The sequence below is a fragment of the Ancylobacter sp. GW821-FHT10E12 genome, assembly GCF_058809335.1.
Map to the genome: position 1 here is coordinate 1 of NZ_JBXASN010000034.1, position 13,944 is coordinate 13,944.

A 13,944-nucleotide genomic window follows, 5' to 3' on the forward strand; every position below is an offset into this window, starting at 1 on the left:
GCGCGCCGCCTCGGCACGGGCGATCGCATCGAGCAGCGTCCGCCGGCGGGCGGCGAAGACGGAAGGGGCGTCGTCGAGCCCGGCGCGCTCGGCCGCCGCCTCGTCGCGGCGCGCCTCGATGGCGGCGACGCGCTCGCCGGTGCCGGCGGCGCGGCCGCGCCAGGATTCCTGCTCGGCGATGATGGCCTTGAGGCGGCGCTCGCGCTGGTCGCGCTCGCGGATCAGTCCCTCGGCGGCCGAGCGGGCCTCGGCGAGATCGGCGCGGTGCTGGGCGACGCGCATGCGCGCCTCGGCAAGGCGCGATTCGGCCTCGACGCCGGGCGGCAAGGCGGCGAGCGCCGCCTTTGCCTCCTCAAGCGCCACGGCGAGCCGGTCGCGCTCGGCGGCGGCACGGGCGAGATTGGCGTCGAGCGCCGCGCGGCGGGCGGCACGCTCGGCTTCGGCGCGTTCGGCGCGGGCATGATCCTCGCGCGCGGTCTCCATGACGCGCAGCGCCGCGCGGCGGGCCTCGCGGGCCTGCGCCTCCCTGGAGCCGGCGGCACGCAGCGCCTGCTCGGCGAGGTTCAGCGCCGCGCGATGGGTGGCGAGCTCGGCGCGGGCGGCGGCGATCTGCTGTTCGAGATCGGCAAGCCGGTTGCGCTCGGCGAGGCGGCGGGCGGCGGCGGTGGGCGCATCGGCGGCGGCGGTGAAACCGTCCCAGCGCCACAGGTCGCCCTCGCGGGATACGAGGCGCTGGCCGGGAACCAGAAGGGCGGCAAGGCGCGGGCCGTCCGCACGCGACACCACGCCGATCTGGGCGAGCCGGCGCGCCAGCACGGCGGGCGCCTCGACATGGGCGGCCAGCGGCACCGCGCCTTCCGGCAGCGCGGCATCGTCGGGGGCGTCGATATGCGCCCAGTGCACCGGGGCGGCGGCATCGGCGGGAGCGTCGAGATCGTCGCCCAGCGCGGCGCCGAGCGCGGTCTCGAAGCCGCGCTCCACCGTCACCGCGTCGAGCACCGGCGGCCAGCGGCGGGCGGTGCCGATGTCGAGCAGCTTCATCAGCGTGCGCTGCTCGGTCTCGACCCGCTGCGCCGCGCGCTCGGCATCGGCGAGCGGGCGCCGGGTGCGGTCGAGAGTCGCGCGCGCATCGATATGGGCGGTCTCGGCGGCGAGCGCCGCGGCCTCGGCCTGCTCGAACGCCTCCTGCGCGGCTTCGGCGACGGCCCGGCGCTCGTCGAGCCGGTCGGCGCCGACGGAAGCCTCCAGCACGCGCGCCTGATCGGCGAACTGGGCGCATTCGCGCTCGACGCGGGCGAGCCGCTCGGCCTCCTCGCGCACCGCGCGTTCGGCGCTCGCGCGGCGGGCGGCGCCCTCGGCGGTCGCGGCGGTCGCCTCGTTGAAGGCGGCCTCGGCGGTGGCGAGGGCGTCGGTGGCGTTCTCGCGCGCCTCCTGCGCCGCCTCCTGCGCGTCGGCGGATTCCTCCTGAGCGGCCCGGAGGCCCGCCGCCTCCTCGTCGAGGCGGGCGAGCATGCCTTCGGCGTCGGCGGCGAGCGCCGCCTCGCGCGCCATGTCGCCGGCGAGCTGGGCGAGGCGGCGGTCGAGCTCCTCGACGCGGGCGCTGGCGCGCGCCTCCTCGCCGTCGAGCTCGCCGCGGGCGAGGGTGAGGCGCTGGAGGGTGGCGGCGCCGGCAGCGTCGGCCTCGCGCAAGGCCGGCAGGCCATGGGCGGCGACAGCGGCGAGGCGGGCGGCCTCGCCCTGCGCCAGCGTGCGGTCGGCGACCTCGCGCACCGCGAGATCGAGGGTGCGGCCGCCCTCGCCCACCGCGCCGGAAGCCTCCAGCCAGCGCAGCCAGAGCAGCGTGGCCTCCGCCCTGCGGATGTCGCCGGACAGCACGCGGTAACGCCCGGCCTGCCGCGACTGGCGGCGCAGCGCGTCGAGCTGGGTGCCGATCTGGCCGATGACGTCTTCGAGCCGCGCGAGGTTCGCCTCGGCGGCGCGCAGCCGCATCTCCGCCTCGTGGCGGCGGGCGTGCAGGCCGGCGACGCCGGCGGCCTCCTCCAGGATGCGGCGGCGGGCGGAGGGCTTGGCGCCGATCAGCTCGCCGATCTGCCCCTGCCGCACCATCGAGGGCGAGCGCGAGCCGGAGGAGGCGTCGGCGAACAGGAGCTGCACGTCGCGGGCGCGCACCTCGCGGCCATTGACGCGGTAGGACGAGCCGGCCTCGCGCTCGATGCGGCGGGAGACCTCCAGCTGGTCGGAATCGTTGAAGATGGCCGGGGCGGAGCGGTCTTCATTGTCGACCACCAGCACCACCTCGGCGGTGTTGCGGGCGGGCCGCGTGGTGCTGCCGCCGAAGATGACGTCGTCCATGCCCTCGGCGCGCATGGCCTTGTAGGAATTCTCGCCCATCACCCAGCGCATCGCCTCGACGAGGTTCGACTTGCCGCAGCCGTTCGGGCCCACGATGCCGGTGAGGCCGGGCTCGATCAGCATCTCGGTCGGCTCGACGAAGGTCTTGAAGCCGAGAAGGCGCAGCCGGGTGAATTTCATGCCCCTAGGTTGCGGCGCGGGAGCCACAAGTTCAAGTGGTCGTGCGGGAGCGATCCACGACATGTTGGGGATTTCGCCGGCGGTAGCGCCCCCGGCCAAGCCGCCGGGATGACGGCGCATCCGTCCCGGCCGATGCACCCGGAATGTCAGCCACCCTGACCGAAAGGCTTATTGCCGGAAGGCGGTTTCTGCCGGCAATCTCTCCCATATCAGCCGATCCTGCCGCCATCCTCCCGCACGGAGACAGATCATGCGCGTGCCTCTGGTCGACATGTTCGATATGCGCATCCTGAAGGAGCTGCAGGAGGACGGCAGGCTGACCAATGCCGAGCTCTCCGAGCGCATCGGCCTGTCGCCCTCGCCGTGCCTGCGGCGCACGCGGCGGCTGGAGGAGGAGGGGCTGATCGCCGGCTACCAGGCGCGGCTCGATGCCAGCCGGCTCGGGCTCGGCGTGCTCGCCTTCATCCAGGTGCACCTGGAACGCCAGGTGGAGGAGGCGGCGCGCGATTTCGAGGCCGCCGTGCTCGACCGGCCGGAGGTGATCGCCTGCTACAGCGTCACCGGCGACAGCGACTATATCCTGCATGTGGTGTGCGAGGACCTCGACGGCTTCGCCCATTTCGCCCATGACGTGCTGATGGGCCTGCCGGGGGTGCGCGGGGTGCGCTCCTCGCTGGCGCTGAAGCGGGTGAAGGAGAGCGGCCGCCTGCCGCTCGGCCATCTTCGCCCCGCCCCCACCAGCCCCGATTCCGTTGCCGAAAAGATAGGCAACGATAGCCGCGAGCCAAAATTGCGGCGCTGACGGCAGAATCTGCCGAAAACCCCGCTTCGCCTCCCCCGAGAACGCAAGGACATGCCGCCTTAGGTCAACTACACTGACCTATATCGGCGATCCCGCGGTGCATCCCACCGCCCCCGGCGTTTTGAGCATCTGGCTTTTGCGAGGAGGCAGCGACATGGCATTCGTGGCAGACACGTTGAATCCGCTGGTTTCCGGCGCGGCCCGCGCACGGGCGCCGCTCTCCCCCGCCAATGTCGCGGCGCTGATGCTGACCGGCGCGGCGCTGCTGTGGTCCGGCAATTTCCTCGCCGGCCGCATGGCCGCCGACGTGCTGCCGCCCGCCACCTTCTCCGCCGCCCGCTGGCTGGTGGCGCTGGCGCTGCTGCTGCCCTTCACCTTCCGCGAAATCCGCGCCAATGCCGCCGAGCTTCGCCGCCGCTGGCCGCTCTGGGTCGCCGCCGGGGTGCTGAACATCGCGGTGTTCACCGTGCTGATCTATGCCGGCCTCGCCCATACCAGCCTCGTCAACGGCTCGATCATCGGCTCGGCGGCGCCGATCGTGGTCGGCCTGCTCGGCTGGCTGGTGCTGGGCGAGCGCACCAGCGGCCGTGCCCGGCTGGCGCTCGGCGTCTCCACCATCGGCGTGGCGCTGATCGTCACCCGCGGCGATATCGGCCATCTCGCCGGGCTGAGCCTCAATCCCGGCGACCTGGTGCTGTTCCTCGGCATCAGCGCCTTCGCGCTCTATGCGGTGCTGCTCAAGCGGTTTCCCTGCCGGCTCTCCGCCGCCGCCGCGCTGGCGGTGTCGATCCCGTTCGGCCTCGTGGCGCTGGTGCCCTTCGCCGCCGCCGAGCTGGCCAATACCGGCGTCGGGGCGGATCGCCTCGGCGAGGCGGCGCTGCTGGTCGGCTATACCGCCGTGTTCCCGACCATCGGCTTCGTGCTGTGGGCGCGCGGCGTCGCGGTGCTCGGCCCGACCCGCGCCGGCCAGTTCCTGCAGCTCATGCCGGTCTTCGGCGCGGTGCTGGCGGTGGGCCTGCTCGGCGAGAGCCTGCATCTCTACCATGTCGCCGGCCTCGCCCTGGTGGCCGCCGGGCTCGCCCTTCGTGACCGCCGGGTGACGATGGCGTGACGATGACGTGACCGGGGCCTGAAATTTGCCGCCGCATCTGATTTAATGGCCTCCGTCAGTTCCCGGAGTGCCAGCGACCCATGATCGATATTCCCACGCCCGCCGCCAAGCCCGGCCATCCCAAGCCGAGCGTCGACCTCTCGGCGGTGCAGAGCCTGCGCAAGCTCGCGCTCTATCTGCTCGGCGCGGCGGCGGTGCTGGTGCTGCTCACCGGCCAGTCGATCTGGCCGGACGACGACATGGGCGGGCCGCATGAGAGCATCGAGTGGGCCGGCTTCACGCTGCTGCTGGCGGCCATCGTCGGGCGCACCTGGTGCTCGCTCTATATCAGCGGGCGCAAGAAGTCGGAGATCGTGGCGCTCGGGCCGTATTCGATCTCGCGCAACCCGCTCTACGTGTTCTCCTTCATCGGCGCCGCCGGCGCCGGGGCGCAGTTCGGCAGCCTCACCGCCGCCCTCGCCGCGACGCTGCTCACCTGGATCGTGTTCAGCGTGGTGGTGCGCAAGGAGGAGCGCTTCCTCACCGAGCGCTTCGGCGAGGCCTATCTCGCCTACAAGGCGCGCGTGCCGCGCTTCTGGCCGAATTTCCGCCTGTGGCGGAACGTCGACACGCTGGAAATCCGCCCGCGCATGGTGATGCAGACCTTCATCGACGCCTGCGTGTTCCTCGCCGCCATGCCCGTCGCCGAGGGCATCGAGCTGGCCCAGGCTCAGGACTGGCTGCCGGTTTTCTGGCTGGTGCCCTGAGGCGGGCGCAGTCGGACGAGCGCGCGCCGGCCGAGCCGGTCCAGCACCAGCGCGACCACCGCGAAGCCGCAGCCGATGGCGACGTCGACCAGCCGCTCGGCCATGGCGGGTCCGGCGCCGCCGACCGTGCCGGCGATCGCCTCCAGGAACAGCATGATGAAGGCGGTCAGCGCCGCCGTGCCCAGCGCGCCGCTGAGCTGCTGCGCCGGCCAGCGCAGCAAGGCCGCCGCCGCCATGCCGAGCAGCAGCAGCGAGTGCCTCGGCAGGGCGAGCCCGAGATCGTGCAGCGCCGAGGCGCCGGCGCCGTAGAGCACCGCCGCGACGACGCCGAGCAGGGTGCCGAGCAGCATCTGCCCGATGAGCCGCCGGCTGGACATGGCATCGGCCCGCAGCACGATCACCACCGCCAGCAGCGCCCAATAGGGACGGTGCAGGCCGAGCGCCTGGCTGACGAGATAGGCGAGCGGGATGGTCACCGCGACCGCGGCGGCGAACACCCATCGCTCCTGCTCGCTCGCCCGCAGCCGCGCGCAGACCGCGGGCAGCGAGGGCGCCGAGGAGGGACGCAGCGACCGGCCCAGCGCGTCCCAGCCCAGCGACACCAGCCAGGCATAGACGACGAAGACCGCCACCACCGCGACGTCGCGCGGCTGCAGCGGCGCATAAAGCGCCCCGACCGCGAAGGTGAGGCAGAGGAAGCGCGCGCCGGCCGCCAGCGTGTCGTCGAGGCTCTCGACCAGCGCGTAGAGCACGCCGACCAGCGCGAAGCCGAGCATGATCACCACCGGCGCGCCGGCCGCCAGCGTGCCGAGGCCGGTGCCGGCCAGCACCACGGCGCCGGCCGAGGCCATCCAGCCGAGGCGGGGCAGCGGCCGGCCGCCGGTATCCAGCGTGAAGGCGAGGATGCCGCCGACGAGAGCGTAGATCAGCCACATGTCGACGCCGATCGTGAGGCCGATGAGGATCGGCGCCATCACCGTCAGCGCGAAGCGGATGGAGCGGGCGGGAACACCGTCGCCGTGCCAGCGGGAGATCGTCTCGTCCACTTGCGTAAAATCCAATCGGAACCCTTTACCCGCTCTTTACCCTGAACGGCGGACATTGTGGACGCGTGCTGTTGCGTTCAAGCGTCGGGTGCCGTTCCATGAAAGTCGTGCCGAAGGTGGAGGCCGCCAGGGCCGTTCCGGGCCTCGCTTCCCGTTCCTCCCGTCCGGCGGCGGGCGACGCCCTCCCCCTCGATACCATCCTGCGCGGCGACTGCGTGGCGGAATTGTCGCGGCTGCCGGCGCGCTCGGTCGACCTCGTCTTCGCCGACCCGCCCTACAACCTCCAGCTCCAGGGCGAATTGAAGCGCCCGGACGAGAGCCGGGTCGACGCGGTGGACGATGCGTGGGACCAGTTCGACAGCTTCCAGGCCTATGACGCCTTCACCCGCGCCTGGCTGCTGGCGGTGCGCCGGGTGCTGAAGCCGACCGGCACGCTGTGGGTGATCGGCTCCTATCACAACATCTTCCGCGTCGGGTCGATGCTGCAGGATCTCGACTTCTGGATCCTCAACGACATCGTCTGGCGCAAGACCAACCCGATGCCGAATTTCCGCGGCCGGCGCTTCACCAATGCGCATGAGACGCTGATCTGGGCCGCGCGCGACCCGGATGCCAAGGGCTATACCTTCAACTACGAGGCGATGAAGGCGGCCAACGAGGACGTGCAGATGCGCTCTGACTGGCTGTTCCCGATCTGCTCCGGCGGCGAGCGGTTGAAGGACGAGGCCGGGCACAAGCTGCACCCGACCCAGAAGCCGGAAGCGCTCATCGCCCGCATCCTGCTCTCCGCCTCCAGGCCCGGCGACGTGGTGCTCGATCCCTTCCTCGGTTCCGGCACCACGGCGGCGGTGGCCAGGAAGCTGCGCCGCCACTTCATCGGCATCGAGCGCGACCGCGACTATGCGCAGGCGGCACAGGCCCGCGTCGACGCCGTGGTGCCGCTGCCGGAGGCCGCGCTCTCCCCGGCGCCATCCGCGCGCGAAGCGCCCCGCGTGGCCTTCGCCTCGCTGGTCGAGCGCGGGCTGGTGACGCCCGGCACGCTGCTCACCGATTCCAAGGCGCGGGTGAAGGCGATGGTGCGCGCCGACGGCACGCTGTCGCTGGAGACGGCGCCGGGCCTCGGCACGGTCGGCTCGATCCACCGCGCCGGCGCCGTCGCGCAGGGCATGGAGGCCTGCAACGGCTGGACCTTCTGGCATATCGAGACCCGCGAGGGCCTGCGCCCCATCGATTCGCTGCGGGCGGTGGTGCGCTCGGAAATGGCGATGGCGGCGGAATAATTCTGCAGTACGGTGGTCCGGCACAATCGCGGGGCCGCCGATGATCACGCTCTACGAACAGCCGGATTCCGGCAATTGCTACAAGGTGCGGCTGGTGGCCGCCCATACCGGCCGGGCCATCGAGCGGGTGACGGTATCCTCGCGCGACGGCTCGACGCGCAGGCCCGATTTCCTCGCGATGAACCCGATCGGCAAGGTGCCGACGGTGCGGCTCGACGACGGCCGCTTCCTCGGCGAATCCGACGCCATCCTGCTGCACCTGGCCGAGGGCACGCCGCTGATCCCGGCCGACGCCTATGACCGCGCCAAGGCCTATGAATGGCTGTTCTTCGAGCAGTACAGCCACGAGCCGGCCATCGCGGTGCGCCGCGCGCTGGTGACCTATCCCGAGCGGGCGGCGCTGGCGACGCCCGAGCGCATGGCGCAATTGCTGGAAGCCGGCAACAAGGCGCTGGGCGTGATGGAGGCGCGGCTCGCCGGGCATGACTGGCTGGCGGGAGACGCCTTCAGCGTCGCCGACATCGCGCTCTATGCCTATACGCATACGGCGGAGGAAGGCGGCTACGACCTCGCCCCCTTCCCCGGCATAGGCGGCTGGATGGCGCGCATCGCCGCCCTGCCCGGCCATGTCGGGCTGCTGGACTGAACCGCGCGCCGACTCACGGGCGGCCATGGCCGGGCGGCGCCCCGCTGCAAGGCGGTCGCTAATCATGTCATGGCCGGGCCTAGCCCGGCCATCCACGCCTTCCTCCTCACGTCCACGCCCTGTCCCGGCGAGGCCATGAATGCCCGGACCGGACGCGGCATGACGGCGCATGAGCGAAACCCCTCGCTATCCGCCCCCGAGCACTCCAAAGAAAAGGCCGCCTTGGCGGCGGCCTCGTCCTTCGAAGTCGGTCGGGCTCAGAGATTGGCGGCCTTCTTGACCGCGTCCTTGGCCTTGCCCAAGGCCTGCTGGCCTTTGCCCTTGATTTCCTGGGCCTTGCCTTCGGCTTCGAGCCTTTTCGACCCGGCTACCTTGCCGACGCCCTGCTTGACGTTGCCGGCGGCTTCGTTGGCGAGGCCCTTGGCCTTGTCCGCTGCGCTACCCATCGTGAGGTTCTCCATGACTGCCGCATCGCGTGCGGCCCGCCGGGACAACGCCAGACCGCCGATCGGGTTCAGCCGATCACGCGGATTTAATCGAGATACTCCAATACCTTGACCATGACGCTGGGAAATGCCTCCGCCTTGAACCCGTCCGGTTTCACCCAGCGGTGGCCGGCAGGCGCCGGGGTGCCGGCGGGCAGGCGCGCCCGCCAGACCGCGAGCTCCAGCGCGAAATGGCTGAAGACGTGGCCGACCGCCCGGTTGAGCGCCTGCCAGTCCGCCTTCAGCGGCGCATGGGCGGCGGGGCTCGCCGGCAGCTGCGCCTCCCACGCGGTGGAGGGCACCTCGGTCATGCCGCCGAGCAGGCCCTTTTGCGGGCGCGAGCGCACCAGCACCGCCCCGTCGGCGCGCACCGCGAGGAAGGCGACGCCGCGCCGCACCGGCCGCGCGAGCTTGGCCATCTTCACCGGATAGGCCTCGGGATTGCCCTGCGCCTGCGCGACGCAGTTCTCCCGCCACGGGCAGAGGATGCAGGCCGGCTTGCGCGGCGTGCATACCGTGGCGCCGAGATCCATCATCGCCTGGGCGAAATCGCCGAACCGCGCGTCCGGCAGCAGCGTTTCGGCCAGCGCGCGCAGCCGCTTCCTCGCCTTGGGCAGCGGCTCGTCGAGCGCGAACAGCCGGGCCACCACCCGCTCCCAATTGCCGTCGACCGGTGCCGCCGGACGCTCATGGGCGATGGCGGCGATGGCCGCCGCCGTGTAGGGCCCGATGCCCGGCAGGGCGAGCAGCCCCGCCTCGTCGTCCGGGAACACGCCGCCATGCTCGCCGGCCACCGAGCGGGCGCAGGCGTGCAGGTTGCGGGCGCGGGCGTAGTAGCCGAGCCCGGCCCAGGCGGAGAGCACCTCCTCCTGCCGCGCCGCCGCGAGGCTCGCCACATCCGGCCAGCGGGCGAGGAAGGCGGCGAAATACGGCGCCACCGTCACCACCGTGGTCTGCTGCAGCATGATCTCCGACAGGAACACCTTGTAGGGGTCCTGCCGCTGTCCGGGCGGGGCGCGCCAGGGCAATACGCGGCGATGCCGGTCGTACCAGCGCAGCAACGCGCGCGGATCCGGCCGCTTCATCGCCGGACCGGCCGAAGCCGGTTTGGTCGAAGCCGGTTTGGTCGAAGCCGGATCGGTCCCGCGCGGCTTGGTCGCGGGCGGCTTGGTCCCAGGCTGGGCGGATGCTAGGCTCGGGCGTGCGGGCATGGAATGGTGCGCCGGCTCCTTCGGGTCATCCGGCGCAAGGTGGGCGCGCGGGCCGCATCCGGCAAGCGTGCCGCCTTCCTCGCCCACAGCTTAGCCTCGACCCCTCCCTCCTTCACGCAGAGCCCGATGGCACCCCGCTTCGCCCCGAAACCGCTCGCCGACCTGATCGACGCCACCATCGCAGCGAGCTGCCGGCAGCGCGGGCTCGCCTCGGTGGAGATCGTCACCCGCTGGGCCGACATTGTCGGCGACGGGCTGGCGGCGCGGGCGCAGCCGATCAAGCTCGCCTGGCCCTCGCGGCCGGAAAGCGAGGAACCCGGCGTGCTGCATGTACGCGTCGAGGGCGGCTACGCCATCGAGCTACAGCACCTGGCGCCGGTGGTCATCGACCGGGTGAACCGCTATTTCGGCTGGCGCTGCATCGGCCGCCTCAGCCTCAGGCAGGGTCCGGTGCCGGCGCCGGCGCGGCGCAGGCCGCCGCTCGTGGAACCCGGCGACGAGGAACGCGCCCGCGCCGCCGAGCGCATCGGCCGCCTCGGCGGCTTCGAGGACCCCGCGCTCGCCGAGGCGCTGGCCCGGCTGGGCGCGCTGGTGGCCCGCGACCGGCGCCGGCTGCGATAAAGCGTCCCGATCCGCGCGAAAAGCTTCACGCAGCAGTGACCGGAGGCACGGCTGCCGTACCGTTGCCATGATCTCAGGCTGGCTGTACGCGCATAGTTTGTTCCGGCGGCCGCGTTCGGCCGTCACCCGCGTCTATGCGGACGGCCCGATCGGCCGCCCGCCCATCTGGAGAGGCTTCATGATCGACCGCCGCCGCTTCCTCGAAGGCACCGGCACCGTCCTGCTCACCGCGGCCGCGCTGCTGGCGCTCGCCGGCCCGCGCGGGCTCGGCCTCGGCGAGCTCGGCTTCGTCGGCCAGGCCGATGCCCAGACGGTCGACGCCGCCAAGCTGATGCAGCCGGGCACGCTGCCGGACGTGGTGCTGGGCAAGGCCGATGCGCCGGTGACCATCGTCGAATATGCCTCGATGACCTGCAGCCATTGCGCGCATTTCCACGCCACCACCTGGCCGGTGCTGAAGGAGAAATATATCGACACCGGCAAGGTGAAGTTCATCCTGCGCGAGTTCCCGCTCGACATCGTCGCCAAGGCCGCCTTCATGCTGGCGCGCTGCTCGGGCGAGGGCAAATATTACCCGATGGTCGACACGCTGTTCGACAACCAGAAGAGCTGGGCCTTCACCAACAACCCGGCGCAGGCGCTGCTGGCGATCGCCAAGCAGAGCGGCATGACCGAGCAGCAGTTCAACACCTGCCTGGGCGATGCCAAGCTCGCCGGCGATATCGACCAGGTGGCCAAGCGCGGCGCCGACGATTTCAACGTCGATTCGACGCCGACCTTCTTCATCAACGGCAAGAAGGTGCCGGGCGCGATGAGCCCCGAGGATCTCGACAAGGAACTGGCGCCGCTGCTCGGCGCCAACTGAGGATGGCGGCGGGGGGCGGTCGCCTGCGCGCCCCTCTGACCACTCGACCGCGCCCGACGCCGGGCATGCCCGCCCGGCGCCCGGCGATGACAATGACGACGATGATGCCGGCCTTGCCCGGGAACGTGCCCAGTCGCAGGACGTCGCCGGGCGCAGGATGTCGTCGGACGCAGGACCTGGTCAGGCGCAGGACGCCGCCGGGCGCAAGAGTTTGTCGGGCGGAGGACCTCGTCAGGCGGAGGGACGCTGCCGGGTCTTCGCCGACGTAGGGACGTCGCCGGCGGAGGGACGCCGCCGATCAGCGGCTCGGTCCGGCCTCCGCGAGCCGTCAGTCGCCGGAACAGCCGCGGGATGAGCGGCGCCGGCTTCCGGGCCGCACGGCCGGTTACGGCGACCCGCCGCCCGCAGGGGCGGATGGCAACCCCGTCGCTCACAAGGACGGATGGCACCACGCCGGCACTCATTCCGGCAGCACCACCCTCCCGTCGGCGTCGAGGGCGAAGCCGGGATTGTGGGCGATCTCCCAGGGATGGCCGTCCGGGTCAGCGACATAGCCGGAATAGCCGCCCCAAAACGTCGCCTGCGCCGGGCGCAGCGCCCGGCCGCCGGCCGCCAGCGCATGCAGGATCGTGGCGTCGACCTGCTCCCGGCTCGCCCGGTTGCAGGCGAGCGCGATGCCGCCGAACGAGCCCGGACGACCCGCGATCACCCCGGCATCGGCGGCGAGCTCGTGGCGCGGATAGAGCGCCAGCACCACCCCGCCGGCGCCCAGCTGCCGCCGTCCATCCGCCTGGTAGAAGATGACGCCGGTGGTCGCGCTGTCCCGGCGCACCATGCCGAGTGACGCGTAGAAATGCGCGGCGCGCGCGAGATCCTCGACGCCGAGCGTGATCAGCGACAGGGCGAGCGGCGGCAGCCCATCCGTTTCGCGCGTGACAACCATGTCTGCCTCCCTCGTCTTGCCTGTCCCATTGCCTGTCCCACCCATGTCCAACCCCTGAGATGCCCGCCCCGTAGCCGCCGGCCCCGTACTTGCGGACCCTCGACATGCCTCAAGCCGGACCTCCAAAACCCGAACCTCCAAAGCCCGGACCTCGGAAATCCGGACGCCCGGAATCGGGACATGCCGGAACCCGCCCGCACCGGCGCCACCCGCTTCGCGCGCCCGTCGGAGATGACGGAGCGGAGCGGATGCCGGGTCAAGCCGGGCCGGTCGGCGCAGGTCCGTCCTCCCGAACGGCGGCCACGATACCGCAGGACGCCGCACGGCACCCGAGCGCCACGGCTCCGCACCGGCCGTGCCGCCCCCTCGACCTGCTCCGCATCAGGCACCCGCCATCGCCTCACCCTTCTCCCCGAACCGCCTCCACGGCACCGTAGCACGCGCCCGCCGCTCGACCGCGACGGCCCCGCACCGGCCGCCTCGTCCCCCGGCCGATCCCGTATCGAACGCCGCGGCGATCGCCTCATCCCGTCTCCCCGAACAGCGACAATTGCTCGCCCTTCTGTGGCAGGCGGCGGAAATGGCGGGTGGTGAGCCGCACGCTGCGCTGGTTCAGCCCGAGGCGCGCGGTGGCGAGTTCGAAGCGCCGCGCCACCGTCCAGGCATAGGGGCCGGAGCCGGTCATGCGCTGGCCGAAGGCGGCGTCATATTCCTTGCCGCCATGCAGCTCCTTCACCAGCGACAGGACATGGCGGTAGCGGTCGGGGAAATGCTCCAGCAGCCATTCCTTGAACAGGTCGCGGATCTCCAGCGGCAGGCGCAGCATCACGTAGCCGGCCTCCCCGGCGCCGGCCGCGGCGGCGGCGTCGAGGATGCGCTCGATCTCGGCATCGTTGATCGCCGGAATGACCGGGGCGACCAGAACCGCGGTCGGCACCCCGGCCTGCGAGAGCCGGCGGATGGTCTCGATGCGGCGCTGCGGGGTTGCCGCGCGCGGCTCCATCGTCCGCGCCAGCTTGTGGTCGAGCGAGGTGACCGACAGCGCCACCTTGACCAGCCCGCGCTCGGCCATCGGCGCCAGGATGTCGAGGTCGCGCAGCACCAGCGCCGATTTGGTGACGATGCCGACCGGATGGCCGAAATCGCGCAGCACCTCGAGGATGCGGCGGGTGAGCCGCCATTCGCGCTCGATCGGCTGGTAGCTGTCGGTATTGATGCCGAGCGCGATGGTGCGCGGCTCGTAGCCGGGCTTGGCCAGCTCCTTCGCCAGTAGTTCCGGCGCGTCCGGCTTGGCGAACAGCTTGGTCTCGAAATCGAGCCCGGCCGAATAGCCCTGATAGGCATGGGTCGGCCGCGCGAAGCAATAGACGCAGCCATGCTCGCAGCCGCGATAGGGGTTGATCGAGCGATCGAAGCCGACATCGGGCGAATCGTTGCGGGTGATGATGGTGCGCGCCCGCTCCACCGTCACGCTGGTCTTGAAGGCCGGCAGGTCGTCGAGGCTCTGCCAGCCGTCGTCGAAGGTCTCGTGCGAGCGCGGCTCGAAGCGGCCGGCGGCATTGGACAGCGCGCCGCGCCCGCGCCGGCGCTCGGCCTCCACCGCCGGCAGCGGCGCGCCCTCCGCCGGCAGGTCGAGGTCGGCGAGCGCGCCGGGGT

The 13,944-nt window shown here is 71.9% G+C and carries 13 protein-coding genes; 7 read left to right on the forward strand and 6 right to left on the reverse strand.

The annotated features are described in order from the left end of the window. Nucleotides 1-2,532: AAA family ATPase (locus AC1RU4_RS25885; RefSeq protein ID WP_492894697.1), on the reverse strand; the 2,532-nt coding region annotated here is incomplete at its 3' end. A 250-nt stretch (nucleotides 2,533-2,782) separates the two neighbouring features. On the opposite strand from AC1RU4_RS25885, the gene AC1RU4_RS25890 reads away from it, so the two are divergent. From AC1RU4_RS25890 to AC1RU4_RS25900, 3 genes are all read left to right on the forward strand, one after another. After that, a complete protein-coding gene (locus AC1RU4_RS25890; RefSeq protein WP_492894699.1) occupies nucleotides 2,783-3,334 on the forward strand; it encodes an Lrp/AsnC family transcriptional regulator in 552 nt (183 codons plus the stop codon). A 154-nt stretch (nucleotides 3,335-3,488) separates the two neighbouring features. Next, complete coding sequence (locus AC1RU4_RS25895) at nucleotides 3,489-4,445, forward strand: DMT family transporter (RefSeq protein WP_492894701.1); 957 nt, start codon at nucleotides 3,489-3,491, stop codon at nucleotides 4,443-4,445. An 80-nt stretch (nucleotides 4,446-4,525) separates the two neighbouring features. Further along, complete coding sequence (locus AC1RU4_RS25900; protein WP_492894703.1) at nucleotides 4,526-5,191, forward strand: methyltransferase family protein; 666 nt, start codon at nucleotides 4,526-4,528, stop codon at nucleotides 5,189-5,191. On the opposite strand, the gene AC1RU4_RS25905 is transcribed toward AC1RU4_RS25900, so the two are convergent. Beyond that, nucleotides 5,155-6,237: an FUSC family protein gene (locus tag AC1RU4_RS25905; protein ID WP_492894705.1), complete on the reverse strand. Its 1,083-nt coding sequence runs from the start codon at nucleotides 6,235-6,237 to the stop codon at nucleotides 5,155-5,157. The two genes, AC1RU4_RS25900 and AC1RU4_RS25905, sit on opposite strands and share 37 nt — an antisense overlap. A gap of 98 nt (nucleotides 6,238-6,335) precedes the next feature. On the opposite strand from AC1RU4_RS25905, the gene AC1RU4_RS25910 reads away from it, so the two are divergent. Then, a complete protein-coding gene (locus AC1RU4_RS25910; protein WP_492894707.1) occupies nucleotides 6,336-7,517 on the forward strand; it encodes a site-specific DNA-methyltransferase in 1,182 nt (393 codons plus the stop codon). A 40-nt stretch (nucleotides 7,518-7,557) separates the two neighbouring features. Further along, entirely contained in the window at nucleotides 7,558-8,163 is a 606-nt protein-coding gene (locus tag AC1RU4_RS25915) for a glutathione S-transferase family protein (protein WP_492894709.1), read from the forward strand. A gap of 257 nt (nucleotides 8,164-8,420) precedes the next feature. On the opposite strand, the gene AC1RU4_RS25920 is transcribed toward AC1RU4_RS25915, so the two are convergent. Further along, on the reverse strand, nucleotides 8,421-8,609 hold the full coding sequence (locus AC1RU4_RS25920; RefSeq protein ID WP_492894719.1) for a CsbD family protein: 189 nt from the start codon (nucleotides 8,607-8,609) through the stop codon (nucleotides 8,421-8,423). 86 nt (nucleotides 8,610-8,695) lie between these two features. Next, nucleotides 8,696-9,733, reverse strand: a complete 1,038-nt coding sequence (mutY, locus tag AC1RU4_RS25925) for an A/G-specific adenine glycosylase (RefSeq protein WP_492894711.1) — start codon at nucleotides 9,731-9,733, stop codon at nucleotides 8,696-8,698. A gap of 252 nt (nucleotides 9,734-9,985) precedes the next feature. On the opposite strand from mutY, the gene AC1RU4_RS25930 reads away from it, so the two are divergent. Both AC1RU4_RS25930 and AC1RU4_RS25935 read left to right on the forward strand, forming a co-directional pair. After that, nucleotides 9,986-10,480 carry a DUF721 domain-containing protein gene (locus tag AC1RU4_RS25930; RefSeq protein ID WP_492894713.1) on the forward strand — a complete coding sequence of 165 codons (495 nt, stop codon included), beginning with the start codon at nucleotides 9,986-9,988 and terminating at the stop codon, nucleotides 10,478-10,480. Nucleotides 10,481-10,658: 178 nt separating this feature from the next. Beyond that, nucleotides 10,659-11,345: a DsbA family protein gene (locus AC1RU4_RS25935; RefSeq protein WP_492894715.1), complete on the forward strand. Its 687-nt coding sequence runs from the start codon at nucleotides 10,659-10,661 to the stop codon at nucleotides 11,343-11,345. 460 nt (nucleotides 11,346-11,805) lie between these two features. Here the strand turns inward: AC1RU4_RS25935 and AC1RU4_RS25940 are convergent, their stop codons facing one another. Together AC1RU4_RS25940 and AC1RU4_RS25945 are read right to left on the reverse strand one after the other, a co-directional pair. Next, entirely contained in the window at nucleotides 11,806-12,288 is a 483-nt protein-coding gene (locus AC1RU4_RS25940) for a VOC family protein (protein WP_492894717.1), read from the reverse strand. Between the two features lie 523 nt (nucleotides 12,289-12,811). Beyond that, entirely contained in the window at nucleotides 12,812-13,918 is a 1,107-nt protein-coding gene (locus AC1RU4_RS25945; RefSeq protein WP_492894721.1) for a PA0069 family radical SAM protein, read from the reverse strand. Nucleotides 13,919-13,944: the final 26 nt, after the last annotated feature.